The sequence below is a fragment of the Bradyrhizobium zhanjiangense genome, from assembly GCF_004114935.1.
GTDB lineage: Bacteria > Pseudomonadota > Alphaproteobacteria > Rhizobiales > Xanthobacteraceae > Bradyrhizobium > Bradyrhizobium zhanjiangense.
Map to the genome: position 1 here is coordinate 6,054,845 of NZ_CP022221.1, position 27,000 is coordinate 6,081,844.

General features: G+C 64.1%; 26 protein-coding genes and 1 pseudogene. 9 read left to right on the forward strand and 18 right to left on the reverse strand.

From position 1 onward, the window contains the following. Positions 1–6: 6 nt before the first annotated feature. From XH85_RS29170 to XH85_RS29180, 3 genes are read right to left on the reverse strand one after another with little or no spacing between them, the layout of a single operon-like run. The gene (locus tag XH85_RS29170; RefSeq protein WP_128934577.1) at positions 7–783 is read right to left on the reverse strand and encodes an ABC transporter ATP-binding protein; all 777 of its coding nucleotides are present in this window, start codon (positions 781–783) and stop codon (positions 7–9) included. Beyond that, positions 783–1,634 (reverse strand): ABC transporter permease, encoded by an 852-nt coding sequence (locus XH85_RS29175; RefSeq protein WP_128934578.1) that lies wholly within the window; start codon positions 1,632–1,634, stop codon positions 783–785. The genes XH85_RS29170 and XH85_RS29175 overlap by 1 nt, the downstream gene beginning before the upstream one ends. Further along, positions 1,618–2,622 carry an ABC transporter substrate-binding protein gene (locus tag XH85_RS29180; RefSeq protein ID WP_128934579.1) on the reverse strand — a complete coding sequence of 335 codons (1,005 nt, stop codon included), beginning with the start codon at positions 2,620–2,622 and terminating at the stop codon, positions 1,618–1,620. Before XH85_RS29180 ends, XH85_RS29175 begins: the two co-directional genes overlap by 17 nt. Before the next feature lie 182 nt (positions 2,623–2,804). Between XH85_RS29180 and XH85_RS29185 the strand changes: the two genes are divergently transcribed. Then, the gene (locus tag XH85_RS29185; protein ID WP_164939940.1) at positions 2,805–3,533 is read left to right on the forward strand and encodes a GntR family transcriptional regulator; all 729 of its coding nucleotides are present in this window, start codon (positions 2,805–2,807) and stop codon (positions 3,531–3,533) included. A 2-nt stretch (positions 3,534–3,535) separates the two neighbouring features. After that, positions 3,536–4,285, forward strand: a complete 750-nt coding sequence (locus tag XH85_RS29190) for an aspartate/glutamate racemase family protein (RefSeq protein WP_128934581.1) — start codon at positions 3,536–3,538, stop codon at positions 4,283–4,285. Here XH85_RS29190 and XH85_RS29195 read toward each other — a convergent pair whose 3' ends face one another. Continuing rightward, complete coding sequence (locus tag XH85_RS29195; RefSeq protein WP_245473804.1) at positions 4,286–5,452, reverse strand: amidase; 1,167 nt, start codon at positions 5,450–5,452, stop codon at positions 4,286–4,288. It abuts the gene before it with no gap. A 294-nt stretch (positions 5,453–5,746) separates the two neighbouring features. On the opposite strand from XH85_RS29195, the gene XH85_RS29200 reads away from it, so the two are divergent. From XH85_RS29200 to XH85_RS29215, 4 genes are read left to right on the forward strand one after another with little or no spacing between them, the layout of a single operon-like run. After that, a complete protein-coding gene (locus XH85_RS29200) occupies positions 5,747–6,841 on the forward strand; it encodes an ABC transporter ATP-binding protein (protein WP_128934582.1) in 1,095 nt (364 codons plus the stop codon). 27 nt (positions 6,842–6,868) lie between these two features. Beyond that, positions 6,869–7,915: an ABC transporter substrate-binding protein gene (locus XH85_RS29205; protein ID WP_128934583.1), complete on the forward strand. Its 1,047-nt coding sequence runs from the start codon at positions 6,869–6,871 to the stop codon at positions 7,913–7,915. A gap of 3 nt (positions 7,916–7,918) precedes the next feature. Next, positions 7,919–8,782 carry an ABC transporter permease gene (locus XH85_RS29210; protein ID WP_128934584.1) on the forward strand — a complete coding sequence of 288 codons (864 nt, stop codon included), beginning with the start codon at positions 7,919–7,921 and terminating at the stop codon, positions 8,780–8,782. Then, positions 8,782–9,597, forward strand: a complete 816-nt coding sequence (locus XH85_RS29215) for an ABC transporter permease (RefSeq protein ID WP_164934434.1) — start codon at positions 8,782–8,784, stop codon at positions 9,595–9,597. Before XH85_RS29210 ends, XH85_RS29215 begins: the two co-directional genes overlap by 1 nt. On the opposite strand, the gene XH85_RS29220 is transcribed toward XH85_RS29215, so the two are convergent. Further along, positions 9,598–9,933 carry a hydroxyisourate hydrolase gene (locus tag XH85_RS29220; protein WP_164934476.1) on the reverse strand — a complete coding sequence of 112 codons (336 nt, stop codon included), beginning with the start codon at positions 9,931–9,933 and terminating at the stop codon, positions 9,598–9,600. 214 nt (positions 9,934–10,147) lie between these two features. Here XH85_RS29220 and XH85_RS29225 point away from each other — a divergent pair, with 214 nt between their 5' ends. Next, the gene (locus XH85_RS29225) at positions 10,148–11,515 is read left to right on the forward strand and encodes an amidase (protein ID WP_128934586.1); all 1,368 of its coding nucleotides are present in this window, start codon (positions 10,148–10,150) and stop codon (positions 11,513–11,515) included. 161 nt (positions 11,516–11,676) lie between these two features. Here XH85_RS29225 and XH85_RS29230 read toward each other — a convergent pair. Further along, a pseudogene (locus XH85_RS29230) lies at positions 11,677–12,300 on the reverse strand (SDR family NAD(P)-dependent oxidoreductase); the annotation flags it as partial. 41 nt (positions 12,301–12,341) lie between these two features. On the opposite strand from XH85_RS29230, the gene XH85_RS46895 reads away from it, so the two are divergent. Together XH85_RS46895 and XH85_RS46900 are read left to right on the forward strand one after the other, a co-directional pair. Beyond that, positions 12,342–12,659 carry an FAD-binding oxidoreductase gene (locus XH85_RS46895; RefSeq protein ID WP_245473196.1) on the forward strand — a complete coding sequence of 106 codons (318 nt, stop codon included), beginning with the start codon at positions 12,342–12,344 and terminating at the stop codon, positions 12,657–12,659. Between the two features lie 323 nt (positions 12,660–12,982). Then, positions 12,983–13,417, forward strand: coding sequence for an FAD-binding oxidoreductase (locus XH85_RS46900; RefSeq protein WP_245473194.1), 435 nt, complete (start codon positions 12,983–12,985; stop codon positions 13,415–13,417). Between the two features lie 199 nt (positions 13,418–13,616). On the opposite strand, the gene XH85_RS29240 is transcribed toward XH85_RS46900, so the two are convergent. The 12 genes from XH85_RS29240 to XH85_RS29295 form a co-directional block, all read right to left on the reverse strand. Continuing rightward, on the reverse strand, positions 13,617–14,939 hold the full coding sequence (locus XH85_RS29240; protein WP_128934587.1) for an NAD(P)/FAD-dependent oxidoreductase: 1,323 nt from the start codon (positions 14,937–14,939) through the stop codon (positions 13,617–13,619). A 46-nt stretch (positions 14,940–14,985) separates the two neighbouring features. After that, positions 14,986–15,243, reverse strand: a complete 258-nt coding sequence (locus XH85_RS29245; protein ID WP_128934588.1) for a hypothetical protein — start codon at positions 15,241–15,243, stop codon at positions 14,986–14,988. Then, on the reverse strand, positions 15,240–16,703 hold the full coding sequence (locus tag XH85_RS29250; protein WP_128934589.1) for an aldehyde dehydrogenase family protein: 1,464 nt from the start codon (positions 16,701–16,703) through the stop codon (positions 15,240–15,242). Before XH85_RS29250 ends, XH85_RS29245 begins: the two co-directional genes overlap by 4 nt. 22 nt (positions 16,704–16,725) lie before the next feature. Beyond that, on the reverse strand, positions 16,726–17,919 hold the full coding sequence (locus XH85_RS29255) for an alanine racemase (RefSeq protein WP_245473192.1): 1,194 nt from the start codon (positions 17,917–17,919) through the stop codon (positions 16,726–16,728). Positions 17,920–17,930: 11 nt separating this feature from the next. Then, on the reverse strand, positions 17,931–18,800 hold the full coding sequence (locus XH85_RS29260) for a GNAT family N-acetyltransferase (protein WP_128934590.1): 870 nt from the start codon (positions 18,798–18,800) through the stop codon (positions 17,931–17,933). Positions 18,801–19,014: 214 nt separating this feature from the next. Continuing rightward, positions 19,015–20,043, reverse strand: a complete 1,029-nt coding sequence (gene tdh, locus XH85_RS29265; protein WP_128934591.1) for an L-threonine 3-dehydrogenase — start codon at positions 20,041–20,043, stop codon at positions 19,015–19,017. A 19-nt stretch (positions 20,044–20,062) separates the two neighbouring features. Then, positions 20,063–21,265: a glycine C-acetyltransferase gene (locus tag XH85_RS29270; RefSeq protein WP_128934592.1), complete on the reverse strand. Its 1,203-nt coding sequence runs from the start codon at positions 21,263–21,265 to the stop codon at positions 20,063–20,065. Between the two features lie 34 nt (positions 21,266–21,299). Beyond that, a complete protein-coding gene (locus tag XH85_RS29275) occupies positions 21,300–22,250 on the reverse strand; it encodes a homoserine kinase (protein ID WP_128934593.1) in 951 nt (316 codons plus the stop codon). Positions 22,251–22,276: 26 nt separating this feature from the next. Further along, a complete protein-coding gene (gene thrC, locus XH85_RS29280) occupies positions 22,277–23,695 on the reverse strand; it encodes a threonine synthase (protein ID WP_128934594.1) in 1,419 nt (472 codons plus the stop codon). Between the two features lie 73 nt (positions 23,696–23,768). After that, entirely contained in the window at positions 23,769–25,079 is a 1,311-nt protein-coding gene (locus tag XH85_RS29285; RefSeq protein ID WP_128934595.1) for an NAD(P)/FAD-dependent oxidoreductase, read from the reverse strand. Between the two features lie 53 nt (positions 25,080–25,132). Beyond that, a complete protein-coding gene (locus XH85_RS29290; RefSeq protein ID WP_128934596.1) occupies positions 25,133–26,011 on the reverse strand; it encodes an ABC transporter permease in 879 nt (292 codons plus the stop codon). A gap of 38 nt (positions 26,012–26,049) precedes the next feature. Then, positions 26,050–27,000 carry an ABC transporter permease gene (locus tag XH85_RS29295; RefSeq protein WP_128934597.1) on the reverse strand — a complete coding sequence of 317 codons (951 nt, stop codon included), beginning with the start codon at positions 26,998–27,000 and terminating at the stop codon, positions 26,050–26,052.

Sequence of the window (27,000 nt, forward strand, 5' to 3'; positions counted from 1 at the left end):
GACACCTTACGACGCCTGCGCGAGGCGCGTCGACTCCTCGCGGATCAAAGCCAGGATATGGCGCTTGGCATCGTTGAACTCAGGACCCGTGATGTCGCGCGGGCGCGGCAAGTCAAAATTGACGGCCTCGCGGATCCGGCCCGGCCGCTTCGTCATCACCACGATCTTGTTGCCGAGCACTAGCGCCTCGTCGACGCTGTGGGTGACGAACACGATCGTGCAGCGCCGCTTCTGCCAGATCGCGACCAGTTCCTCCTGCATTTCGAGCTTGGTCTGGGCGTCCAGCGCCGCAAACGGCTCGTCCATCAGGATCACGCTCGGATTCATCAGCAGCGCGCGGGCGATGCCGACGCGCTGGTTCATGCCGCCGGACATTTCAGAGGGATGATGGTGCTCGAAGCCGCGCAGGCCGACGAGATCTATGAACTCCATGGCGCGGTCGTGCCGTTCGGCCTTGGCGACGCCCTTGAGCTTGAGGTGGAATGCGATGTTGTCGATCGCGGTCAGCCACGGCATCAGGGTCGGTTGCTGGAATACCACGCCGCGGTCCGAGCCGGGCCGCTTCACCTGCTTGCCGTCGACAAGCGTACGGCCGGAGGTCGCCTGTTCGAACCCGGCGATGATGTTCAGGAGGGTCGACTTGCCGCAGCCGGAGGGGCCAAGCAAGCAGACGAAGTCGTTGGCCTCGATGTCGAGATTGATGTTGTCCAGTGTCAAGAGATCGCGGCCGCGCCGCTTGTCGGAAAACACCTTGACGATGTTGCGAAGCTCGATTGCCGCCATCAGCCCGCCCTGCCCTGCACGGTGGTTGTCTGCTGCCAGCGCAGCGTGCGCGCCATGATCGCCTTGAGGCCGAGGTCGGAGAGATAGCCGAGCAGCCCGATCGAGATCATCGCGGCCAGCACGATATCGTAGCGCAGGAAGTAATAGGAATCCCACAGCACGTAGCCGAGGCCGCTCTTCACCGCGACCATCTCAGCCGTGACCGTCAGCATCCAGGCCGAGCCGACCGCGATGCGCAGGCCGGCAAAGATCGAGGGCAGCGCCGCCGGCAGCACGATGTCGGTCAGCATTTGGCGGCTATTGGCGCCCATCATCGCGCCGGCGCGGACGAGATTATGATCCACGGTCTTCACGCCGTGGATGCTGTTCATCAGCACGGGAAAGAAGGCGCCGAGGAAGACGAGGAAGATCGCCGGCTTGTCAGCGATGCCGAACCAGATGATAGCCAGCGGAATCCAGGACACCGGTGGGATCGGACGCAGCATCTGCAGCGTCGGCTCCAGTGTCTTCTCGAACAGGCGCGACCAGCCGATCGCGACGCCGGCGAGAATGCCGAGCAGGCTTGCCAGCGCAAAGCCGCCGAACACGCGCAAGGCGCTTGCGAGCGCATCGCGCAGCCAGTGCCCGGAATAGGTCTGCGTGGTCTCATCGAAGCCGAACACCCAGTCGCCGAGCGCATGCAGCACCGCGCTCGGCGCTGGCAGCAGCGCCGGCGGCAGCATGCCGCTGCGGGCGAAGGCTTCCCAGCCCGCAATCAGCAGCACGGGGACGATGAGGCGTTCGAGCCCCTGGAGCGCCCGCGTCAGCCGAAACGCCGGCCTTGCTGGCGAGACGTCAGTAACCGAGGTCATTCTTGGATTTTCCCGTCGCCTGCTCCAGGAACGAATAGTCCATGTTCTTCTCCGCTTCCGCGGCGACATCCTTCGAGATGTATTTGAGGTCGCGCATCATCGCGGCGATCGCCAGCGTCTGCGACCGATGGATCGCGGGATCGGGCGAGGCATTCTTCAGCGCCTCGGTCGCGACATTCTTGTCGAGGCCGGTGAGCTTGTTGATGACCTCGATCCACGGCGCCCTGTCAGCGATCAGCTTGTTGTCGAGCTCGACCACGGCGCTGACGACGCCCTGGACGCCGGCGCGCTGGCCCGCGATCACGTCGGACCGGGTGACGATCAAATTGGTCAGATTGCCCGCGGCCTGCTCATACGGCAGCACAAAATGCTTGCCGGCGCCGGCGAGCCGGATCTGCGAGGCGAACGGCTCGACCGAGCAGATCATGTCGACCTCGCCGCGCTGGAGCGCTGCAAGATGGTCGGAAGGGTTGGGGATGTTGATGAACTGGATGTCCTTGTTGGGATCGACGCCCTGCTTCAGGAACGCGCCGCGCATGTGGATGTCCTGCGCATTGCCGCGGGAGGCCGCAACCTTGAGCGGCTGACCGTCGCTCTTCGCCTTCGCAACGGTCGTCTTGAACGTGGCCCAGTCCTCAGGCAGAAGGCTCAGCTTCGCGGAGGACAGGCATTCCGAGCCACCATTGATCTGGCCCGATACGGCGACGACGTCAAAACCTTTGTCGAGCGCGGTGATGTAGTGGAGGTAGGTGACCTGCGCGACGTCGATGCTCTTCGACACCAGCGCGGTGAGCACGTCATTGCCCGAGTTGAAGCCGGTGGCCTCGACCTCGACGTTCCTGGCCAACCCGGGGACCAGCGACATCGGCAGGCAGTGCGCGCATTTGGCGTAGCCGAGCTTGATCTTCGGGACTTGCGCCGAGGCGATCTCGCTTCCGCCAAGCACCGCCGCCATCACCACGAGGCCCAGTCGCAAACTCGTCCGCATCGCTTACTCCGTTTCGAAGGCGCGCGGGATCTCGCGCGTCGGAAACGATCATCCGCCGCCCTTCGCCGCAGCGCAATCCGGTTTTTGCATGCTGCATACAATTTGCGCGCTATGCCATTGTTTTCAGCGAGATACGTCGATATTTTGGGCAAGCAAAAGGGCCGGAAACGGCTAGGATCAACATGAGAAGTGAGGCACGCGTGCAGCCAAAATCGGAAGCGCCGAAGGGACGAAAGTCGCCCAAACTCAAGCGGATGGGCCTGCATGAGCGCGCCGCTGCGCGGATGCGGACGATGATCATTCGCGGCGAGCTGCCCCCGGGATCGCAGACCCAGGAGACGAAGCTGTCGAAGGAGCTCGGGGTGTCGCGCACCCCCTTGCGCGAGGCGATGAAGGTGTTGGCGGCGGAAGGGTTGATCGAGCTGCGCCCGAACCGCAGCCCGCGCATCGCCGATATAGCGATCGACGGCATCTCTGAGCTGTTCGAAGCGCTGGCCGGCATCGAGCGGCTGGCCGCCGAGCTCGCCGCGGAGCGCGCGACCGAGCGTGATCTCGCCCGCCTCCGCACGCTTCAGACCCGGATGGAAGGTCATCACCGCAGCGGCAAGCTCGACGACTATTTCGCCATCAACGGCGAGATCCACAACATCATCGTCCGCATGGCCCGCAACACGCCGCTGCGCGAGGCGCACGAGACGCTGATCTCGCGCGCCGAACGTGCGCGTTATCTCGCGCTCGGCGCCGACAGGCGCTGGAGCAATTCGGTCGACGAGCACGCCGATATCCTGGCCGCCCTCGAGGCGCGCGACGGCGAAGCCGCCGGCCGCCTGCTCGGCGCCCACGTCGCGCGGACCGGCACGGCCCTGCTCGAAGTCCTCGCCGCCTCTCAGGCCAAGCGGACGGCGGCGTAATCATGAAGCTGCTGCTGCTCAACCCCAACACCAGCACCGCAGTCACCGAGCTGATGCTGGGTGTCGGGCAGCGCGCGGCCTTATCAGGCACCGAGCTGATCCCCTGCACCGCGACCCGCGGCGTGCCCTATATCGCAACGCGCACCGAGGCGCAGATCGGCGGCGCCATCGCGCTGGAGATGCTGGCGGAGCAGCACAAGAAGGTCGATGCCGCGATCATCGCGGCCTTCGGCGATCCCGGCCTGTTCGCGGCGCGCGAGACCTTCGACATCCCCGTGATCGGCATGGCGGAAGCGGCCATGCTGACCGCCTGCATGGCTGGACGGCGCTTCGCCATTGTCACTTTCGCACAAGCCTTGGGGCCCTGGTACGAGGAGTGCGTGCGCGCCCACGGATTGTGGGAGCGGTGCGCCGGCATCCGCATGCTCGATGCGCCGTTTCAGGTGATCTCCGAGGTCGGCACCGAGAAGGAAGACGTGCTGGTCGAGCTCGCCCAGCGCGCCATCGTCGAGGACGAGGCCGATGTACTGATCTTTGCGGGCGCGCCGCTGTCCGGCCTTGCCGAGCGCGTCGCCGACCGGATCCCTGTCCCCGTGGTCGATCAGGTCATCGCCTCCGTGAAGCAAGCCGAAGCGCTTCATGCGCTGCACCTGCGTAAGGCGAGCGCAGGCACGTTCCGCCGCCCCGCCGCCAAGCCGACCACCGGCCTTGCCGACGCGCTCGCCGCCCGGCTCGAGCATCGCGACAGCTGATCAGAGAGGCGGCCGGCGATGCGAAAAGCCCAGTTCGTTCTCGAGGATAGGGCCGAAGGCAAACAAGCGGGACTCGCATCCCGGTGGCGCGATGATCTGGATGCCGAAGGGCAGCTCATTCTCCCCTCGCGGCGCCGGCAAAGTCAGGACAGGGAAGCCGACCAGCGACACGATGAAGGTGACGGCGAGATAGTCGATGGGCGTCTCCAGCGCGGTCCCATCGATTGCGGTGACGTCGGCGATCTCATTCGGCCAGGGGAAGACGGATGCAGCCGGCGCGACGAGGAAATCAGCACGGGTGAACAGCTCGCAGAAGCTGCGATAGATCACGGTGCGGCGTCGTTCGGCCTTCAGGTAAGCCTCCGCGGACAGCTTCGCGCCGGCCTCGATGTTCCAGATCACCGTCGGAGTGAGTTCGGTGCGCCGCATCCTCAGCAACTCGCCATAGCTGCTCGCGATGTGCGCGCCGCGCAGCGTACGAAAAGTTTCGATCGCCCCGCCACAATCGGGCGAGGACAGCTCGACATCGCCAACACGCGCGAGCGCCTCGCAAGCCGCAGCGAAGCGCGCACGGACCTCGCGTGCAACCGGCGCCACGCCGAAATCGGGCGTGACGGCAATCCGGGGACGGCCAGCGATCGGACGATCATCACCCGCGCTTCCGAGCGAGAGGGGATCATTCGCATCGCTTCCGGCGCAGGCCGACAGCGCAAGCTCGAGATCGTCGACACTGCGGGCCAGGAAGCCATGGGTCGCCAGCATGTCCCAGCCGAGCGGCCGGCGCGGCGACGGGATGCGGCCAGGTGTCGGCCGGATCGAGGCGACGTCGCAGAAGCTGGCGGGCGTGCGCACCGAGCCACCGAAATCGGTGCCGTGCGCCAGCGGCGCCATACCGGTCGCGACGGCGACGGAAGAACCGCCGGACGATCCGCCGGAAGTCAGCGCGGGATCGAACGGATTGCGTGTCGGCCCGCGCAATTTGTTGGTGCAGACCGCACCAAAGCCGAACTCCGGCGTGTTGGTTTTGCCCAGAATGATCGCGCCGGCGCGCCGCAGCCGCGCCACGATGAGATCGTCCTCGGCCGGGACGTGATCGCGGAACAGCACCGAGCCGTAGGTGGTCGCAAGCCCCGCGGTGTCGGTGAGGTCCTTGATCGCGACGGGCACGCCATGCAGCGGCCCGACCGGTGCGGACGCACCATTTCCGCGGCGCGGCGGGCGCTTTCGGCATCAACGGTCACGAATGCCGCCAATTGCGGATCCCGGTCAGCGATCCTCGCCAGATGCGCCTCGACGGCGTCGCGCGAAGACAACTCGCCCTTCGCAATCGCGCGCGCAAGAGTTGTGGCCGAGAGCTCGCAAATCGATGTCATCGCCCCACAATGCCAAACCTCGCATCGAAAGGCGAGCATGACGGGCACGAGACTTGCTTTCTCTTCTGGGGCAACGGGAGGCAACACCATGGCTGATGCGCCAAGCGGCCGATCGCTCGTCGTCGACGCGGTCACCCACCGCTATCCGAGTGGAGCGCTTGCGGTCGAGAACATCAATCTCGACATCAAGGGTGGCGAGATCATCGCGCTGCTCGGCCCGTCCGGCTGCGGCAAGACCACGTTGCTGCGTATCATCGCCGGCTTCATGGCGCAGACGCAGGGGCGGATCATCATCGGCGACGACATCGTCGACGCGTTGCCGCCGAACAAGCGCGCCGTCGGCATCGTGTTCCAGAACTATGCGCTGTTCCCGCACCTCTCGATCAGCGAGAATGTCGCTTACGGGCTCGCCGCGCGCGGCGTCGACAAGACATCGCGCCAGCGCGAGGCGCAGCGCCTGCTCGAGCTGGTGCAATTGTCGACCATGGCGGAGCGTCTGCCACGACAGCTCTCCGGCGGCCAGCAGCAGCGTGTTGCCCTTGCCCGCGCGCTCGCGATCAGGCCGTCGATCCTGCTGCTGGACGAGCCCTTTGCCGCGCTCGACAAGAATTTGCGGCTGGACATGCAGATCGAGGTCAAGCGGCTGCAGCGTGTGTCGGGCATCACCACGCTCATCGTGACGCACGACCAGGAAGAGGCACTGTCGATGGCTGACCGTGTCGCCGTTCTCAGCCACGGCAAGCTCGAACAGTTCGGAACGCCATCTGACGTCTACGACCGCCCGCAGACGCTGTTCGTGAACACGTTCGTCGGCTCCACCAACCGGATGCCCGGAATTGTGGTCGCGGCGGACCGCACGGCGGCGAAGGTGCGGCTCGATGCGGGCGCGGAGATCATCGCGCGGCCTGCGGGCGGCGCCCTTGCCGAAGGCGGGCGCGTCACCGTTTGCATCCGCCCCGAGCATCTGCAATTCGTCAGCGACGACACCGGCTTTGCCGGCGTCGTCGGCATGTCGCTGCCGCTCGGCGCGACCGTCGTGCACGAAGTCACGACCGCCGACGGCTCCGGCGTCAAGGTTTCCCAGGCGCGCATCGGCGAGACGCGCGCGCTGGAGAATGGCGCCGCGGTACGCCTCGCTCCGCTCGCGCCCTCGCTCGCCAACGCCTTTCCCGCAACACTTTAGGTCCAGTCACCATCCAGGGAGCTCGACATGATCCTCAACCGCCGAAGCCTGCTGACCACCGCCCTCACACTCGGCGCCACGAAGGCGTTTCCCGGGATGAGCTTTGCCCAGGCTCGCCCGCTGGTGTTTGCGACTTTTACCGGAAGCTGGGAGGAGGCCCATAAGGCCGTGCTGGTGCCGGCGTTCCGGAAAGCGAATGCGGATGCCGCGATCGTGCTCGATCCGATGCTCTCGGTCGACCAGATCGCGAAGGTCAACGCCGCCAAGGCCAATCCGCCGATCGACGTCATGCTGCACGATCCCGGTCCCGCGCTCGTCGCCGTCGGCCAGGATCTGGTCGAGCCCTATCCTGTCGAGAAGAGCGCCTATTACAAGGACCTGATCGCCGAGGCGCAGGAGCCGATGGGCCCTGCCCCGTTCTTCCAGGTCGTCGGCCTCACCTACAATCCGGAAGCCGTCAAGACGCCGCCGACCTCGTGGGCCGATCTCTGGAAGCCGGAGTTCAAGGGCCGTGTCGGCATCACCAATCTCAACTCGACGCTCGGCACCGGCTGGCTGGTCGAGATCGCCAAGATGCGCGGCGGCTCGGAGACCAATGTCGATCCTGGCTTCAAGGCGCTGGAGGAGCTCAAGCCCAATCTCGCCGCGGTCGCCGCAAATCCCGGCGCACTCGCGACCCTGTTCCAGCAGGGCCAGATCGACATCTCGCCCGGCAATTTCAACGCCATCCAGATCTTGAAAGCGCGCGGCGTGCCGGTCGAGTTCGTGGCGCCGAAGGAAGGCGCCATCGCCTTCAAGACCACGATCCACATCGTCAAGAACTCGCCCAATCGCGAGCTTGCCTTCAAGCTGATCGAGGCGGCGATGACGCCGGAGGTGCAGACCACACTGATGAACCCGCCCTATCTGATCGTGCCGACCAACTCCAAGGTCACCATGGGCGGCGAGATCGCGCGCGTGCTTGCCAAGGACACCACTGAACTGAAGAAGAAATTCGTGTTCCAGGACTGGAAGAAGATCAACGAGCAGCGCTCGGCCTGGATCGAGCGCTTCAATCGCGAGATCAAGATCTAAGCTATGGGCGCAGCACCGGCATCACGGGACGTGACATCCTACGGAATGGGGTTGGCAGCGCCGCTGGCGCTGTTCTTCCTGGTCTTCTTCGTCGCACCGCTGCTGCAACTGTTCTGGCTCTCGCTGCACAACGACACCGCCGGGCTCCATTGGGGGCTCGGCCAGTACCTGCACTTCCTGACCGATCCCTTCAGCCTCGGCGTGCTGGGCTCGACGCTGTTGCTGGGCGCCGAGGTGACGGCCGTCTGCCTCCTGCTCGGCTTTCCCATCGCCTGGCTGTATCAGCGGGTCGGGCCAAAGCTTCAGACCATCATCATCCTGATCGTGCTGCTTCCGCTTTTGACCAGCGTCGTGGTGCGCACCTTCGCCTGGATCGTCATCCTCGGACGCCAGGGCATCATCAATGCGACGCTGCAATCGCTCGGCATCATCGATACACCCGTAAAGCTGCTGTACACCCAGTTCGGCGTGGTGATCGCGCTGGCGCAGGTGCAGATGCCGCTGATGACGCTGCCGCTGATCACCGCGCTCGGCCGCATCGATCCCAATCTCGACGATGCCTCCTGCTCGCTCGGTGCCGGAAGCTGGCGCACCTTCTTCCGCGTCGTATTGCCGCTGTCTCTGCCCGGCGTCATCGCCGGCTGCACGCTGACCTATGCCGCCGCGATCACTGCCTTCATCACCCAGTCGCTGATCGGCGGCGGGCAGATGCTGTTCATGCCGATGTATCTCTACCAGCAGGCCTCGACGTTGCAGAACTGGCCGTTCGCGGCCGCGATCTCGATCATTTTCCTGCTCGCCGTGCTCGCGGTGGTCTCGGTCTTCACCACGCTCGGCCGCATGTCGCGCGGTTATGGAGGCGCCTGATGAGCGGCCGCAAGCGCACCTGGGAGGCGATCAGCTTCGAGCTCGTCATGACCGTGATCGCCGTGATCGCGCTTGTTATCATCATCGCGCCTTCGCTCGTGGTGCTGATCGTCTCCTTCACCAGCGGCTTCTCGCTGCGCTTCCCGCCGCCGGGCTATTCGCTGCGCTGGTACGCCGAGCTGTGGAATGCCTGGCAGTTGCACTTCGCCGCGAAGAACAGCCTGATCGTGGCACTGTGGGCGACCGGCCTGTCCGTCGCCCTCGGCGTCGCCGCGGCGCTCGCGATCTCGCGATCGCGCACGCTGTCGGCGCGGCTGCTCGATTCCCTCTTCATGTCGCCGCTGGTGCTGCCCGCGCTTGCCTTCGGCCTCGCCGCCCTGATGCTGTTTTCGCTGGTCGGCCTGCCGGTGTCGCTGCTGACGCTGGTGATCGGCCACACCGTGGTTTGCGTCCCCTATGTCGTGCGCAACACGGTCGCAGCGCTCGCCCAGCTCGAGCCGACCCTGCTTGAAAGCTCGGCGGTGCTGGGCGCGAGCCGCCTCTACACCTTCCGCAGGATCGTGCTGCCGCTGATCCGGCCCGGCATCATCGCGGGCGCCTTCATCGCTTTCATGTCGTCCTTCGACAACGTGCCGGTGTCGCTGTTCCTGCGCGATGCCGCAACCGACATGCTGCCGATCCGGATGTGGCAGGACCTCGAAGGCAAGCTCGATGTCACCATCGCCGCGCTGTCGGGCGTGCTGATCATCGCCACCGTCGCGCTGGTAGCGGTCATGGAGCGCGTCACGGGCCTGTCGCGGCGGCTGACGAACTGATCAGGCCCCGCGGAACAGCGAATAGCCCCAGCGCGTGAATTTCAGCGGCAGATGGAAATGCTCGTCAACGTTCTTGATGCGGAAGCGGAACGGCGTCACGGTCAGGAAGGCGTCGCGCTCGCCAAAGAACTCGCCGAGATGAAACAGCACCTCATACTCGCCTGCCGTCACACCGGCACCTTGCGCAACGGAATGATCGAGCACGCCATTGGCGCCGAGCCGTCCGTCGGCGACGCGCACCGAATCCGGATCGATCCGCCAGATCTCGACGCGCAGCCCCTGCGCGGGCCGTCCGCTCGCCACATCGACCGCGTGAATGGAAATGCCGCCTGCCACCATGTTCCTCCCGTGAGCGCAACTCCATGGTAGACCCAAACACGGCCGTTCGCGAGCCTGTGCGCGGCGGCCATCGCCATCAGCATGGCGCTGGCTTCGCTGGGATCGACTGCCGCCCTGCTCGATCCTGGATGGTGTGGCTGGCCTCGGCGCGGCCTTCTTCGCCTTGGCGTGCCGCGCGCTAGGCGGCACATTGGCTCTGATCTGGGAGGTCATGACAAAGCCGGTCATTAGCGCGCGCGAGATTGCGGCCGACGTTACGGCCGGGCGGACGAGTGCGGTCGGAACCGCCAGGGCCGCCCTCGCTCGCATCGAGGCTGCGAAGAGCTTGAACGCTGTGGTCACGATAGATCCCTCGCGCACGCTTGCCGATGCCGCCGCCGTCGACGATCGGCTGCGCGCGGGCGAAGCGATGCCGCTTGCCGGCGTCCCCATTGTGGTCAAGGACAACATCTGGACCGGCGGCTGGCGCGTGACACAGGGCTCACGCCTGTTTGCCGATTTCGTCGCGCCGCAGGATGCGATCGCAATCGAGCGGTTGCGCAAGGCCGGAGCCGTCGTTGTCGGCATCGGGGCAACCTCCGAGTTCGCGAGCAAGGGCGTGACGACCTCACCGCTGTTCGGGCCGACGCGGCACCCGCTCGACCCCGCGTTGACTCCCGGTGGCTCATCGGGCGGTCCGGCTGTCGCCGTCGCAGCCGGCCTCGTGCCGCTCGCGATCGGCACCGATGCGGGCGGCTCCAGTCGCAGGCCGCCAGCCCATGTCGGTGTCGCCGGCTTCAAGCCGTCCTACGGCGCAATTCCTTATGGACCGGGCTTCGCCGAGCCGTTCTTCGGTCTCTCTGTCATCGCGCCGATCGCCACCGACGTCGCCGACATCGCGCTGGCGTTCAAGACCATGGCCGGCGCCGATCGGCGCGATCCGGATTCGGCGAGCATCGCGCAAGAGACCTCCGACGTCGCCGGTCTACGCATCGCATTCTCACCTCGCCTCGGCCTCGATGTCGTCGTTGATGATGCCGTCGCGAACGGGCTCGTTTCTGCCGTCGAGCGTCTCTCGGCCGCAGGATTGCACATCATGCGAGACGAACCCGTCTGGCCGGCGGGCGTGACGGAAGATGCCATCATGCCGCTCCAGCATGCGGGCCTTGCCGCGCTTTATGGCGAGCCGTTCCGCAAGGACCCGACCGTCTTCGATCCCGATATCGCCAAGCAGATCGAGCGGGGGCTGTCGTGGTCAGGCGCCGAGGTGGCCGGAGCGCTGCTCGCAAGCACTGCAATCGCCAAGACCTTTGCGGCGTTCTTTGGCGAGATCGACCTGCTGCTGACGCCGACCGTCCCATGCGTCGCGTGGCCACTGACGCAGTTCGGCCCTGACATGATCGGCGGAAAAGCCGCCAGCCCACGCGCCCACGCGGTGTTCACGCCTTTCGTCAATCATGCCCGCCTGCCGGCGATTTCGATTTCGTGCGAAGCCGATCGGTGCGGACTTCCATTCGGCCTTCAGATCATCGCCGCGCGCGGACAGGACCTTACGCTGCTCGAAGCAGCGCAAGAGATCGAAGCCATATTGCGAACGTAAATCCTGCCGTCACACATCTCTTCCCGAAGGCCTGCTCACATTGGCGATCATAGCCTTTTTTCTCGATCTCCCGGTGCACACGTTCCGCCCGTCCTTATCATGGATGAGCGAGACGCCGACGCGCGGCGCTCAAGCGGCCGGAAGGCACTCGTCTCTGCGGGTTACCAGGCCTCGCCAAACGGGCGCAGCTCGACGTTGAACGACCACGCGCTGCGATCCTGGTGAACGACGTGCCAGATCTCGTCGGCGATCGCCCGCGGCTTGATGAAGAAGTCGTCCGGCCGGTCCGGCCAGCGCTTCCTTGTCCACTCGAGGTCGATCACCGCGTCGACGACGACATAGGCGATGTGCACGCCCCGCGGCCCGAGCTCGCGCGCCATCGCCCTCGGCCAGGATCCGCTGCGCCGCCTTGGTTGGCGCGAAACCTGCGAAACCGGGCTAGCAGCGATGGCGCCCTTCCCAGCGTCGATCATCGCCGGTGCAAATCGTCTGGCGAGGTACAACAGCCCCATCGTGTTGACCTGAAAGTTGCGGTTCAAAATGGCTGGGTCGATCTCGCGGAATGTGCCGAATGCTCCGCCGACGGCGTTGTGAACGACGACGCCAGGCTTGCCGAGATCATGTTCAACGGCGGATGCGACCATCTCGACCTGAGCGGCATCGGATACATCGCATCGATATCCCCTGGCATTGGACAGCTCCTTTTCCAGCGCCGTAAGCCGTTCCTCATTCCGAGCCAGAAGGGCAACGCGATAGCCGCCCTCTGCAAATCGCCGGGCGAGTGCGGACCCCGTGCCGGGTCGACGCCGACGCCATTCTAAAAAATGTGCAGAACGCTCCGGCGGATGTCGGGTTTCTGTTGCCGCTCAGCCTCGGCGCGGAAGGCAGTTGCCGGATCGGCGGTAACATCGGCACGAACGCCGGCGGGCTGTCAGTCGTCAGGTACGGGATGACGCGCGATCTGCTGCTCGGGATCGAGGCGGTGCTGGCGGACGGCACGGTGGTCTCCGACATGCGCAAGCTGCGGAAGAACAACACCGGCTATGACGTCAAGCAGTGCTTCGTTTGGGGACTCTCGGCATTGTCACCGGCGCAGTGTTGCGTCTCGCGCCTTTGCCGGTCCACCGCGCGACTGCCTGGCTGAAGCTCGGCGAGCGGCGCGCCGCTCGCCGAGCCTCTCACGTTGGTGCGTCGCGAATCCGCAGACCTGCTGGCCACGTTCGAATTCATGGCGGCCCGATCCATCGCGCTCGCGACCGCAGCAATGACCGACCCGCCCCCTTGGAGTGAGCCCGGTAGGCGCCGTCCTCGTCGAGTTCGCCTTTTCCTCGCGCCATCTCGATCTCGACGATCTGATGGAAGCCGTTCTGGCCGAGGCGATCGAGGCCGGATGGATCGAGGACGCGCTCCTGGCACAGAGCGGATCGCAGCGGACCGCGATGTGGCGGCTCCGCGAGACCATCCCGGATGGGCGAGAAGCGCCGGAACGGATCGGTCAAGCACGACATCTCGGTACCGATTTCCTCCATTCAGCGCTTTCTCAATCTGGCCGGCTCGCAGGTGCGATCGTACGACGCCGACCTTGAACTGTCCGTCTACGGCCATGTCGGCGACGGCAATCTGCACTACAACGTGCTCGTTCCTCCCGATCTCGACCGGCTGGAGTTCACCAAGCGGATCGAAGGCAGCCTGTCGCTGCAACTCTACGACACGGCTGCGGCGCTCGGCGGCACGTTCAGCGCGGAGCACGGCGTCGGCCGTTTCAAGAAGCACCTTCTGGAACGGTACGGTGATGTCGGGCGTATCGCGGCGATGCGCCGGATCAAGACCGCCTTTGATCCGGCGGACATCATGAACGCCGGCGCGATCGTTTGCCCATTGGGAGAGAAGTCTGCCCGTTGAACCATCGGCCGGCGAGCTGGCGATGCTTACGTCGACGCCCAAACGATGCATCTTCGGCCGAGTCACCTCGATCAGCCGAATCGTTTGCCATAAAGAAAGAGCCACTCCCAAAGGAGTGGCTCAAGTTGGGGAGGAAACGCCCTTTAGGAACTGCTAAATCGCGATCAGGCCGCGACCTGTTCGATCGCCGGCTCGATCTTCAGATGGCGGCGATGTCCAGCTTCGAGCCGTCGACCAGACGCGACAGCCGGAACGGTGTGGGATCAACGCAAGGCGTGTCGTTGACGACGAGCTGTGCGGCCAGAAAGCCGAGCCCCGGGCCCAAACCGAAGCCGTGACCCGAGCAGCCCGCCGCGAGCACGAGGCCTTCCACCCCGTCCACCTGCGACACCACGGGCACTGCATCCGGCGTGCAATCGACGAAGCCGCCCCAGGCGCTATCGAGCTTGATTTCGCCGAGTTGTGGGAAGGTTTTCCGGACACTCTCCACCACTTGGCTCACCAGCCATTTCAAGGGCGCGGGATCCAGCACGCGATTCTGTTCGAAGATCCGGTCGTCGTTGGTCAGCAGCGCCGGCATTGAATCCGGCCCCGAGACGAACGATTGGCCGATGCCGAGCCTGACGTTCTTCAGGCGACGCAAGAACTGCGGCATGAATTCCCGGCTATACCGGATAGCCTGGGGCGTGATTTCGAGGTTCGCCTTGCCGCTGATCGCAAGCGTGTAGCTGCCATCCAGTCGGCGCGTAATCGTGCAGTATGGCGTCGAGACTGCCTCGCCGATGTTGATTGTCGGGGTAGAACGCAGCGCGGTCTGCCGGATGCTCGCTTGGGGGAAACTGACCCCAAGCGGCCGAAGGAAGCGCGAGGACCAGGCGCCGGCGGCGCACAGCACCGCGTTGGTTCTGATGTAGCCCTTTTCCGTGTGCACGCCCGCAATCTTGCCATTGGCCAGGTCGAGCGCCCGTGCGGCACATCCCTGGTGGATCGTGGCACCCAGAGTTCTGGCCGCATCGGCGATAGCCGGCGCAGCGAGCGCAGGTTCGGCCTTTCCGTCCCGCTCCGAATAGGTCCCGCCGACCCATTTGTCGCGCGCTTCGGGGACGCGCTCGGCCACCTCCGCCCGGCTCAGCACGCGGGTGTCGACGTCGTACTCCCTGGCGACCTCGCGCCACCTTTCCCAGCCGGCGAGCACAGCCTCGTCGTGGGTCGCATAGACGAGACCGCAGCGTCGAAATCCGAGGTCCCGATTGATATTCCGCGTGAGTTCGTCCCACAGCCGCATGGACAGCACCGAGAGCGGCAGTTCGCGCCGGTCGCGGTTCTGCTGGCGGCACCAACCCCAGTTTCGGCTCGATTGCTCACAGGCGACGTGGCCCTTCTCGAGGAGCGCCACAGAGAGGCCGCGCTTCGCCAAGTAATAGGCGGCCGTAGAGCCGAGGATGCCGCCGCCGACGATGACGACGTCGGCCTCGGCCGGGAGACGCTCATCGCTGTGAATGTGCTCGACGTGGGGCGACATGTTCCGACGAACCTCGGCTGCCAGGAATGCGAAAAGCAAGTTCCGATCAGCCCTTCATCGCACCATGCGCTCGATAGAATGTGCTGAAATCATCTCGGACTTCGCAAGATGCTCGGGTTTTTGGCCGCTTGATTGAACGAAGCTGCTCATGCCCGACCGAGTCCCAGTTCGGCGAAGGGCGGCGGGACCCCTCGAGGACCGCGCCGATTGCGTTCAAAACCAATTCGCCGCGTTCGATCCTTTCGGAAACATGCTGAAATTCCCCGATCTGAATCGATTGCTCCGGTAGATCGCTGGCGTTCACCGGTAAAATCCGAGAACGGCCTTGGTCTCCAGATACTCCTCCATGCCCTCGCGGCCGTATTCGCGACCGTTGCCGGAACGCTTGTAGCCGCCAAAGGGAGCTTTGGGGTCCCAGTCAGGATAATTGAGATGAACTTGACCCGACTGGATCTGTCCGGCGAGGATCCGCATCGTCTCCATATCAGTGCCCTGCACATGGGCGCCGAGGCCGTAGACGGTGTCGTTGGCGATCGCGATCGCCTCGTCGACCGACTCGTAGGGAATGATCGCCAGCACCGGGCCGAAGATCTCCTCCTGCGCGATCCGCATGTCGCGACGGACGTCCGAGAAGATGGTTGGACGCGCATAGAAGCCAATCTGAAGGTCGTCGGGCCGCCCCGGCCCGCCGATGACGAGCTTGGCGCCTTCGTTCAGACCCACATTGATCATGGTCTGCACGCGCTCGAACTGCGGCCGGTTGGCAATCGGGCCATGAGTCGTGCTTTCCACAAGGGGATCGCCGACAACCAGTTTTGAAGCGGCCGCGGCCGCCAAGGTCTCGACCTCTTCCATCTGTGCGCGAGACACGAGCATGCGCGTCGGTGCGCTGCAGGATTGGCCGAGATTGCGGAAGGCGGCACCGACGCCGAGCGGAACGGCACGGCTGAGATCGGCGTCCGGCAAGATGATATTCGGCGACTTGCCGCCGAGCTCCTGGGCAACGCGCTTGACGGTGGGCGCTGCCGCTTGCGCGACGAGAACGCCGGCGCGCGTCGAGCCGGTGATCGAGATCATGTCCACCTGCGGATGCGACGCCAGACGAGTGCCGACGATCGGACCTGTTCCATTAACGAGGTTGAAGACGCCGGGCGGACAACCGGCATCGTCCATGACCTCAGCGAATAGCAAGGCGCTCAGCGGCGACAATTCGCTCGGCTTCAACACCACCGTGCAACCGGCCGCGAGCGCGGGGCCGACCTTGGCCGTGATCTGGTAGAGAGGCCAGTTCCAGGGGGTGATGAGCCCGCAGACACCGATCGCCTCTCGCATGATCGCCGTGCTGCCGCGCGCGGCGATGAACGGATAATTCGCGAGATTGTCGCGGGCGACACGGATATGTTCGGCGGCCAGCGGCACCTGAGCGCGCCGGGCATAGGTGATGGCAGCTCCCATCTCGCACGTAAGCGCCTGCGCGAACAGCTCCAGCCGCTGGAGGAGCAAACCATGAACCCGGTCGAGCAGCGCCGCTCTGTCACCAGGCGGTGTCATGGACCAGCCCGGGAAGGCTCGTCTGGCAGCTGCAATGGCGCAGTCCACATCATCGTCATCGCCGAGCGTAACCTCGGCGATCGGCTGCTCCGTCGCCGGATTGACGACGGTTGCTGCTGCCGCGACTGATCCGATCGGCTTCCGCCATTCTCCGTCGATGTAGAATTTTCCGAGGAAGCCGGCTTCCGTCAGGTGTCGAAGGGGCGAGGTCATTGGAAGCGATCCTTTCGACAGCCTACCAGCCGCGCATCCGTGGCCATCGTGCTTCGATCGCGTCGCTGCCGGCGGAGACGACGTTGTACAGTTCGTGTTGCGACGCCGTTGCACAGGCGTGATTGGGCAAAATCCTGACCTTCGCGCCGATCGGAAGGTCGGGCAAAGCCTGACCCGAGCCGGGCCTGATGGCGAGGATGCCGTGCTCCTGGCTCGCATGCGAAACAATCAGGTCGGAATAGACCTTGCCGGCCACATCGCAGACCAGACCGTACCCCTGGTCGACCCGCTGCGCCGCGGTGCCGCGGTCGCGCGACAGCGCCATCCAGCCTGCATCGACCAAAATCCAACCCTTCTCGGGCTTCTCGCCGATCACGGTGGCGAGCACCGAGATGGCGATGTCGTCGGTGGTGCAGACGCCGATGCCGTGCATCACCAGATCGAAGAACATGTAGACGCCGGCCCGCATTTCCGTGACGCCGGTCAGGTCTTCGGCGAAATGCGCTGTCGGCGTCGAACCGACGCTGACGACGGGACACTCATGGCCGGCCGCGCGCAACGTCGTTGCGGCGGCGACGGCCACGGCGCGCTCGTTCTCCGCAGCGGCGACAAGGGCGGCGGGCGTGCTGAGGCCGTAGGATTCGCCGGCATGGGTGAGAATGCCGGCGATCTTGACGCCGGCCTCGGCGAGCGCCGCCGCGACGGCGATGAGCTTGGAATCGGTCGCCGTCAGCCCGCCGCGGTGACCATCGCAGTCGATCTCGACGAAGGCGGATGGTGTCACACCGGCTGCGCGACCGGCCGCGGCGAGCATGGCGGCCTGCTCAGGCGAATCCAGCAGCACCTTGATGTCGATGCCTGCTTTCCGCAGGCGCATTGCTCTGTCGGCGGTGTGAGGAGCAAGTCCTACGGCATAGGTCATGTCCCGGAAGCCGTGCTGCGCGAAATATTCCGCTTCCGCCAAGGTGGAGACGGTGATTGGTCCCGCCCCGGACCGATGGGCGCGTCGGGCAACGTCGATGGATTTTGCTGTCTTCAGATGGGGACGCAACACGACGCCTTGCCGAGCCATACGAGAGGACAGGCGCGCGAGATTGCGATCCAGCCGGTCCTTGTCGAGCAGGAGAGCCGGTGTTGCCAGCGCGCCGATCGTTGCGGCCATTTCGCCCGGACCGGCGTCCGGGGCATCTGCCCTGTCCATCTCCACCCGCAGCATCCCGATGTCCCCTAGCCGAATGACTGGTTGGCGAGACCGAATATGCGCGCCGGCCCAACCCATGGAGCCGGCGTTCCCAGCACCATTGTCGTGGCATCGCTGACGCGTTGAAGGCCGATGCTTTCGAGCCAGTCCCCGAGCTGCGAGGAGGCTGGAATATCGATCCGGACGAAGACAGGCCCGAGCCGCGCGATCGTGAATTCGATCAGCGCGCGCGCATCGGTCGGGCTTTCGGCCACGACGGGACCGATGACATGCCCACGCCCGAAAAGGCGAGAGATGGCGTAGCCGCAAAGCAAGCCGTCACGCACCAGGACATAGCCGTCACCGCTGTCAAACAGCCGATTCAGCAACTGCCGCCGCTCCAACCCTGTGGCCGCGCGGTCGAGCCGCGCGATCGCCTCGAACTCCGATGCGGCGATTGGTCTGAGGCCTGATCGCGGCGTTCCTTGGCTTTGGCGGGGAATTCCGTGATGCTGGTGGATGATCCCGATCGGGACGAAGCCACGGCGGCGATACAGCGTCATGCCTTCCGGCGTCGAATTCAGCGCGATGGTCCGCGGGCGCGCGGACGTCAGCAACGCATCCATCAGCCGGGCCCCATAGCCACGGCCCTGAGCGGCCTTTGCAACGATGATCATGCCGGCGGACGCATGAGTCTCGCCGTATGGCCACCACGCCGCGGTTCCGATCACCGTCCCGTCGCGCTGCAGAACAAAGCCATGGCCCAACTGCAGCGCGACATCCCAATCCTCGATGCGGTAGGGCCAGGACATCTCCTGCGAGAGCTTCAGGGCGCCTTCCAGATGCGCTCTGGCGAAAGGAAGCAGGGCCACGTCCTCATTGTCGCGCTGCCCGACTGGATAAGCTGCGGCTGTCATGATCGGTCAACGTCTCTTGCTCGGGTTGCAGGCCTGATGGCCAGCGCCTGACCGCGTGAGGCCATCTCATGATCCCCGCGCAGTTCGCAGCGTAACTTCGGTCCGACAGCATTACGCAGCCGGACTGGCGCAAAGTTCGGCATATAATTTCATTGATGATGCGGCAGCAGTTCAATCTGCTGTTCCGCGACAGGAGCCCTCTCGAAGGGCGTATTCACGCCTTCCAGTCCAGCACGATCTTGCCGCAGTTGCCGGTGCGCATGATCTCAAATCCGGTCTTGAACTCTGTGACCGGCAGGCGGTGCGTTATAATTTTGCGGATGTCGAGACCGCTCTCGAGCATTGCGAGCATCTTGTGCCAGGTCTCAAACATCTCTCGACCGTAGATTCCCTTGACGGTGAGCATCTTGAAGACAAGCTTGGTCCAGTCGACAGTCGCGGGTCGAGCAGGGATACCAAGCATGGCGATCTTGCCGCCCATCACCAGATTTTCAACCATTTGGTCGAACGCGGCCGGCGCACCGCTCATCTCCAGCCGGACATCGAACCCTTCCTTCATGCCGAGGCGCTGCGCTACAGACCGAAGATCTTCCTTGCTCACGTCGACGGGAACGACGTCAGCGACACCAGATGCCAATGCCAGACGATGCGGATTGACGTCGGTAATCACGACGTGCCGCGCACCGACATGCCTGGCAACGGCGGCGCTCATGATGCCAATGGGACCTGCCCCGGTGATGAGCACATCCTCGCCGACGAGGTCGAACGACAACGCGGTGTGGACGGCGTTGCCGAGCGGATCGAGGATGGCCCCGATCTCGTCATCGATCGCATCAGGGAGCGGCACGACATTGAAGGCGGGCAAACGCAGATATTCAGCAAAAGCTCCGGGAATATTGACGCCGATCCCCCTCGTTTCAGGATCCAGGTGAAACCGCCCTCCTCGCGCAGCGCGGCTGCTCATGCCGACAACATGGCCCTCACCCGAAACGCGCTGCCCAATCGCGAACTTCGTGACGTTCGCGCCCACTTCGGCGATCTCGCCTGCATATTCATGGCCGACGACCATCGGGACAGGGACGGTCCGCTGCGCCCACTCATCCCAGGCGTAGATATGGATATCCGTGCCGCAGATCCCGGTTTTGTTGATCTTGATGAGAACGTCATCCGGTCCGATCTGCGGAATCCCCCGTTCGTCGAGCCAGAGCCCGGGTTCGGCGGCTGCTTTGACAAGAGCTTTCATGAGAGCACCTTTGTAACCATCAAATCACGCCAAGCGCTTTGCCGGCGTCGGCGAAAGCGTCGACGGCCTGTTCAACGTCCTTTTCGCTCAGGGCGGCGGACATCTGTGTCCTGATCCGCGCCTTTCCTTTGGGGACGACGGGATAGAAGAACGCGGCGACGTAGATGCCGCGTTCATCCAGCGCGGCTGCCATATCCTGCGCCAGGCGCGCGTCGTGCAGCATGACCGGAATGATTGGCGTCTCTCCCGCGAGCAGTTCGAAGCCAGCCTTTTCCAAGCCCGACCGAAAGCGCCGTGTATGCGCAGCAAGAAGCTGCCGGCGGTCGTCGGCTGTTTCCGCGATCTGGATCGCCTTGATCGATCCCGCCGCCACTGCCGGGGCGAGGCTGTTGGAGAAGAGATATGGACGCGCTCGCTGTCGAAGCAGATCGACGAACGGTTGCGACGCCGCGACGAAGCCTCCCATCGCGCCGCCGAGGCTCTTACCGAGCGTCCCCGTGACAATCTCGACCTGCCTCCTTGTGCCCGTCAGCGTCGGCGTGCCGCGACCTGCTTCGCCGAGATGACCGGTGGCATGGCAATCATCGACCATAACGACAGCACCGTACCTCTCGGCCAAGGCGCAAATGGCGGGGAGCTTGGCCACGTATCCGTCCATCGAGAACACGCCGTCAGTGGCGATCAATTTGAACCGGGCTCCGTCCCTGTCCGCCTCCTTGAGCCGATCCTCGAGCTCGTTCATGTCGCCGTTGGCGAAGCGGTAGCGCTTCGCCTTGCAAAGACGCACTCCGTCGATAATTGAAGCGTGATTGAGAGAATCAGAAATGATGGCGTCGTCGGTCTCTAGAAGCGGTTCGAAGACCCCGCCATTGGCGTCGAAGCAGGCCGCGAACAGGATGGCGTCATCCTTGTCCAGATAGCGAGCGATCGTGCGCTCGAGTTCGCGGTGCAGGGTTTGCGTACCGCAGATGAAGCGCACGGATGCCATGCCAAACCCGAACTCATCCAGGCCTCGCTTTGCGGCTGCGATGACTTCGGGATGATCGGTAAGACCCAGATAGTTGTTCGCGCAAAGATTGACGAGTTCGCGCTCGGAGGACTTCGAAACGACGCGGATCCGGCCCGCTTGCGCGCCAGTGATCAGCCGCTCATGCTTGTAGAGGCCCTCCGCCTGGATCTGCGAAAGAAGCTCGCGAATTCGGCCTTCTAAGGTCGGCGCCATCGTACCCCCATCCTCGCTGCCGCAAATTGGACGATCATGATAATGCGAACTCTCCCCGGAGCATGAGCAAGATTCGCTCGAAGTGGCTGGGATCATGTCGCTTAAGGAGCGCAGCCTGCCGAGGCAGGTGCACATCCCACAGGCGCGACAGCAAAAACCGGAATGCCGCAGCGCGCTGCATCGCAGGAAGCAGCTTGTGTTCGGAGGAAGTCAGCCGCCGGACGCTCTCATAAGCACCCAGGAAAGCGGCGGCTCGCTCGACATTGGGGCGGCGGGTGAGGCCGTCGACGCACCAGTCATTGAGGCACACCGCTATATCGAACAGAAACGTGTCGCATCCGGCGAAATAGAAATCAATGACGCCGGACAGGCGCCCCCTCTCGAACAACACGTTGTCGCGGAAGAGATCGGCGTGTATCGGCCCCCTGGGAAGTTGCCTGTAAGTCGAGGACAAAGCGAGCTCTTTCTGAAAGTTCAGTTCAGCCGAGAGTAACGAGCGTTGTCCGGCGGATACGTAGCGGCCGAGCACCGGCACGACCTCGTTCCACCATTGAAGCCCCCGCGGATTGTCTTGTTGTCGTGGATAATCGCTCCCGGCCAAGTGCAGGCGCGCCAGGCACTCCCCGACGGAACTGCAATGGGCGGCCGTAGGTTCTGCCTCGCTCGCACCAGGAAGCCTATTGACGACCACCGCGGGCCGCTCCCTCAGCGAGAAAAGGATCACGCCATGCGCGTCAGCAACCGGATCCGGCATGGGCAAGCCGCGAGCCGCAAGATGCTTCATCAAGTGCAGGTAAAACGGCAATTGCCCGAATGTGAGACGCTCAAACAAGGTGAGCACATAGGCCTCGCCGTCCGTATCGACGAAGTAGTTCGTGTTCTCGATTCCTCCGGTAATCCCACGAAGTGAACGAGGCGTGGCGAGTCCCAGCGCTCGAAAGAACGCCGTCACCTCGTCGAATGACAATTCCGTAAATACGGCCATGATTGTCCTCGATCCCAAGCAGCCGTTCAGCTGGTCACAATCTCGGCGATGTAGTCCTTGACTGCCCGTGCGTCCGGGGGGAGGACTCTGACGCGCCTCGGCAGTTCTTCCAGGCCCTTGTACCGTTCTGGAAGATCCGGCTCTCGCCCCAACGCTTCCTTGATCGTCGCCGCGAATTTGATTGGCAGTGCAGTTTCGAGCACGATCATTGCCTCCTCGGCGGAGGCGTGTGTGCGCGCGACTGTGACACCATCCGCCGTGTGCGGGTCGATCACAGTGTGGTAACGCTCCCACGTATCGCGGATCGCCGCCACCCGATCAGCATGGCTGCTCTTGCCACTTCGAAAGCCAAACCTGGCGGCCGCCTCCGCGAATCGGGGATCTCCACTCAGGTCGAACCCACCCCGTTCCCTGAGCTGACCATCAAACAGCGCTTTCGTCCGACCGGCGTCGCGACCGACCAAGTCGAAGACGAACCGCTCGAGATTCGATGCCTTGGAAATGTCCATCGAGGGGCTCGACGTTTCGAGAGTGTCGGCCCGGCTCCGAGCGCGATACACGCCGGTGCGGAAAAACTCGTCCAGCACGTCGTTCTCGTTGGTCGCAACGACCAGGCGGGATATCGGAAGCCCCATCATGCGCGCAACATGGCCGGCGCAGATGTTTCCGAAGTTTCCTGAAGGCACTGCAAAGCTTACGCCTGCCGGTCCCCGTTCGAACGCCTGCAGATAACCGGAGAAGTAATAGACGACCTGCGCAAGCAGCCTCGCCCAGTTGATCGAATTCACCGCACCGATCTTGTATTGCTGCTTGAACTCCAGATCATTCGCCACCCGCTTGACGATGTCCTGGCAATCGTCGAAGACGCCATCTATCGCGATGTTGTGGATGTTGTGGTCCTGGAGGCTGAACATCTGAGCTCGTTGAAAGGCGCTCATTCGTCCGCGGGGCGAGAGCATGAACACCCGCACCCCTTTCTTGCCGCGCATGGCGTATTCTGCGGCGCTTCCAGTATCGCCACTGGTCGCACCAAGAATATTCAAGTTCTCCTGCCGGCGCGTCAGCTCGTACTCGAGCAGATTGCCGAGCAACTGCATGGCCATGTCCTTGAACGCCAGCGTGGGACCATTCGACAGCTCCTGGAGATAAAGTCCCCTCTCCAGCTTTCGCAGCGGCGCGATGTCAGGCTTTCCGAATATCTCCGGCGTGTAGGTCTTTGCACAGATGGCTTTCAGGTCGGCGGAGGGAATATCGCCGACATAGAGTGACAGGATCTCGAAAGCCAGGTTGGCGTAGGACAGCGTACGCCACGCATCCAGCGTGGCGTGGTCCACGCGAGGATAGGTCTCCGGGACGTACAGCCCGCCATCGGGGGCGAGGCCTTCAAGCAATGCCTCGCAGAATTGCTTGCGGCCTGAATGGCCGCGCGTGGACACGTACTGCATCGTCAATCTTCTTTCGAGAGGCGGAAGTGCCTCCGGAATTCACGCCCTGGGTTGTAAGCTGCGCTGCCGGCTATCAACGGCTGGCGCGCCACATCGCGATCCGGTCACGCATCCGGTAGCCATGAATGAAGGCAGGCATGAACCACGGATTGCCTCGATAGAACGGGATGAAGGCCGGAGGCCTGAAGTCGAACGCGGTGCGCGCCCGCTCTTCGTGTCCCATGAGCTTGTGCGCCGCATGCATACCGACCCATGGCGCCCAGACCACGCCCGACCCGCAGAAGCCGCTGGCATAGACGATACCTTCCTTCTCGAAGATGCGCGGAATCATGTCGCGGTTCATGGCCACATTGCCGAACCAACTGTGTGAGAGGCGAACGGCATCCAGCTCAGGGAACAGATTCACCAGGCCATTGCGCAGAAGCAGCTTCGGGGCGACGGGGTCGCCGACCCGAGAGCTGTCGCGGCCGCCGAGCAAGATGCGTTTGCCATCAGGCGAGGGCCGATAATAGAAGCCGACCTCCCGGTTCTCGGTGATCATCATGCGTTTCGGCATCAGCCGCGCCATGACCTCGGGCGCAAGCTCCTCCGTCGCAATGATCCGGCTGCGAACCGGGACCAGCCGACGGCGCAGGAAGGGCGCGGCGCCATCGGTGTAACCGTTGGTACACACCAGCACCTGACGCGCCTGCACCGGACCGGCCGCGGTGAAGACGCGGAAGCCGGAGCCATCTCTGTCGATCGAGATCACGGGCGTCCGCGCGTGGACTGTCAATCCGGAAGCGAGCGCGACCCGCAGCAGTTCGGCGTGGAATTTCGCCGGGTGCAGTCCGCCGATGTCCATCCGAACCGAACCGCCGCGATAGATATCGGTGCCGATGTACTTGCGCTGCTCGGCATAGGAAACTGCGTACGCTTCGATCCCAAGTTTCTTTGCGAGCCGCTCCGCGCTCCGCGCCATGGCTTCGTATTGTTCATAGCCGAAGGCGCCCTTGAACTGCCCCACCGGCTGGAAGTCGCAGGCGAGGCCTTCCGTCCTGATGAAATCGTACAGGAACTCGCGCGCGGCCTTGCCTTCCGCCTCGATCGCCAGCGCCTTCTCTTCTCCGAACCGGCGCGTGAGCGTCGCGTAGTCGGGCCGAATGGATCCGCTGGTGATACCGCCGTTGCGCGTCGAAGCTCCTTCCCCAGGGTCCATAGCATCATAGGCCGCAACTGAGCGGCCCTCGCGCGCCAGCACCAGACCGGCCGAGAGCCCTGCATAGCCCGCGCCCACGATCAACACGTCGAGCTTCTTGGCCATTGGCTGCTGAGGCGGCGGCTTAAGCGGCGCGGCTTCCCACCAATAGGGCGTGGCCTTCTCGGCAACTCTCGGCGCGTGCATGGCTTTTCTTCTCGTATGGTTGCTGGGTTCAGCCGCGACTCGGTTGAAATCGTTCAGATGTGGTCGTTTCGAACGTCGAGGGCATCTCGCAGACCGTCACCGATGAAATTGAAGCTCGTTACCGCCATCGTAATCGCGGCACCGGGAATGATGGCGAGCCAGGGAGCGCTCGCCAGATATTGCTGGGCGCCATTGAGCATGTTGCCCCAGCTGGGCAGCGGCGGCTGGATGCCGTAGCCGAGAAAGCTGATATAGGCCTCCAGAAGGATCGCGCGTGCGACGGCCAGACTTGCGGCGACGATGATTGGCCCCATGGCATTTGGCAGGATCTCGCGGAACATGATGTGCGCCCTGCTAAGCCCGACCATGCGCGCAGCCTGGACGAACTCGCGCTCGCGCAGCGAACGGACCTCGGCCTCGACAATTCGCGCCGTCTCCATCCAGCTCGTGACGGCAATGATCACCGTGATCATCACCGGGCTCGGGCGCAGCGTTGCGGCGAGCGCCAGCACGAGGAAGATCGAGGGATAGGATAGGAAGCCATCCACCATCCGCATCAGTGCGGCCCCGACCCAGCCCCCGCGATAGCCGGCCGTCACGCCGACGAGCGTACCGATCAACGTCGACAGCAACATCGCGGAGAATCCCACCGCCAGCGAGACGCGCCCGGCCATCAACAGCCGCACCGCGAGGTCACGCCCCAAAGGATCCGTGCCGAAGTAATGGTGGCCTGTCAGGGGCGGAGCAAAGCGGGCGCGCAGATCGATATGGAGCGAGTCGTAGGGCAAGGCATAGGGACCGATGGCGCACGCCAGCACGAGCAGGCTGATCATCGCGATTCCCAGGAGTGCCAGATGGTGACGCATGAAGCGGTTAACAGCGCGGCTGTTCCACCAGCGGGTCGGAGCTGCGTGCGCGACGATGGCGGTCATATCTACTCGCTCCTCTTATCTGGCGTGGGTCCGCAGGCTCAGGCCAGGCGAATGCGCGGATCGACGGTTGCGATCACGATGTCTGCGATCAGATTGCCCAACACGACCAGGATGGCCGAGAAGATCAACAGCCCCATCACGACCGGATAGTCGCTGTAGCCAAGGCTGTCGAGAAACAGCCGCCCCATGCCCGGCCAGGTGAACACGGTCTCCGTGACCAGCGCGCCGGTGAGAATGCTGGACAATTGCATCCCTGCCAGCGTGATCATCGGCAACAGCGCATTGCCGATGACATGTTTCAGCAAGATGCGGCGCTCGCTCACGCCCTTGGCCCGCGCCGTCTTGACGAAATCCTGACTCAACGCATCGAGCGTCGCCGTCCGCATGTAACGGCTCCAGATCGCGACATGAACGAGCGACAGCACCATGCTCGGCAAGATCAGGTGATGCAGATAGTCCAGGACGGAGCCGTCGCCGATCGTGTACATGTTGCCTGCGGGCACCCACCCCAGCTTCAGGGTGAAGATGTAGATGCCGATCAGGCCGAACCAGAACGTCGGAACGGACAGCGCCACCATGGCGCCGACAGTCGCGCAGTAGTCGAAGAGGGAATAGCGGTGGGTGGCACCGCGGATCCCGATCCACGTGCCGGCCGCGATCGCCAATGCGGTGGATGTGCCCATCAGCAGCAGCGTCGCCAGCAGATGGCGACCGATCACTGCAAGCACGGAAGAGCCGTCCCGGAAAGAGTGTCCCCAGTCGCCCTGCATCAGTCGCCAGGCCCAATCGAGATACTGAATCCACAGTGGGCGATTGAGGCCCAACTGTGCAGCGAGCCGCTCGACGTCCTTCTGGGTCATGCCGGGATCCAGCCCGAATTGGGCGAGGGGCCCGCCCGGCATGAGGTTGAGAACCGTGAAACCGATGATCGAGACGATCACCAGCAGCACGATGCTCTGGAAGAGACGATTCAGCAGGAAGGCGGACAT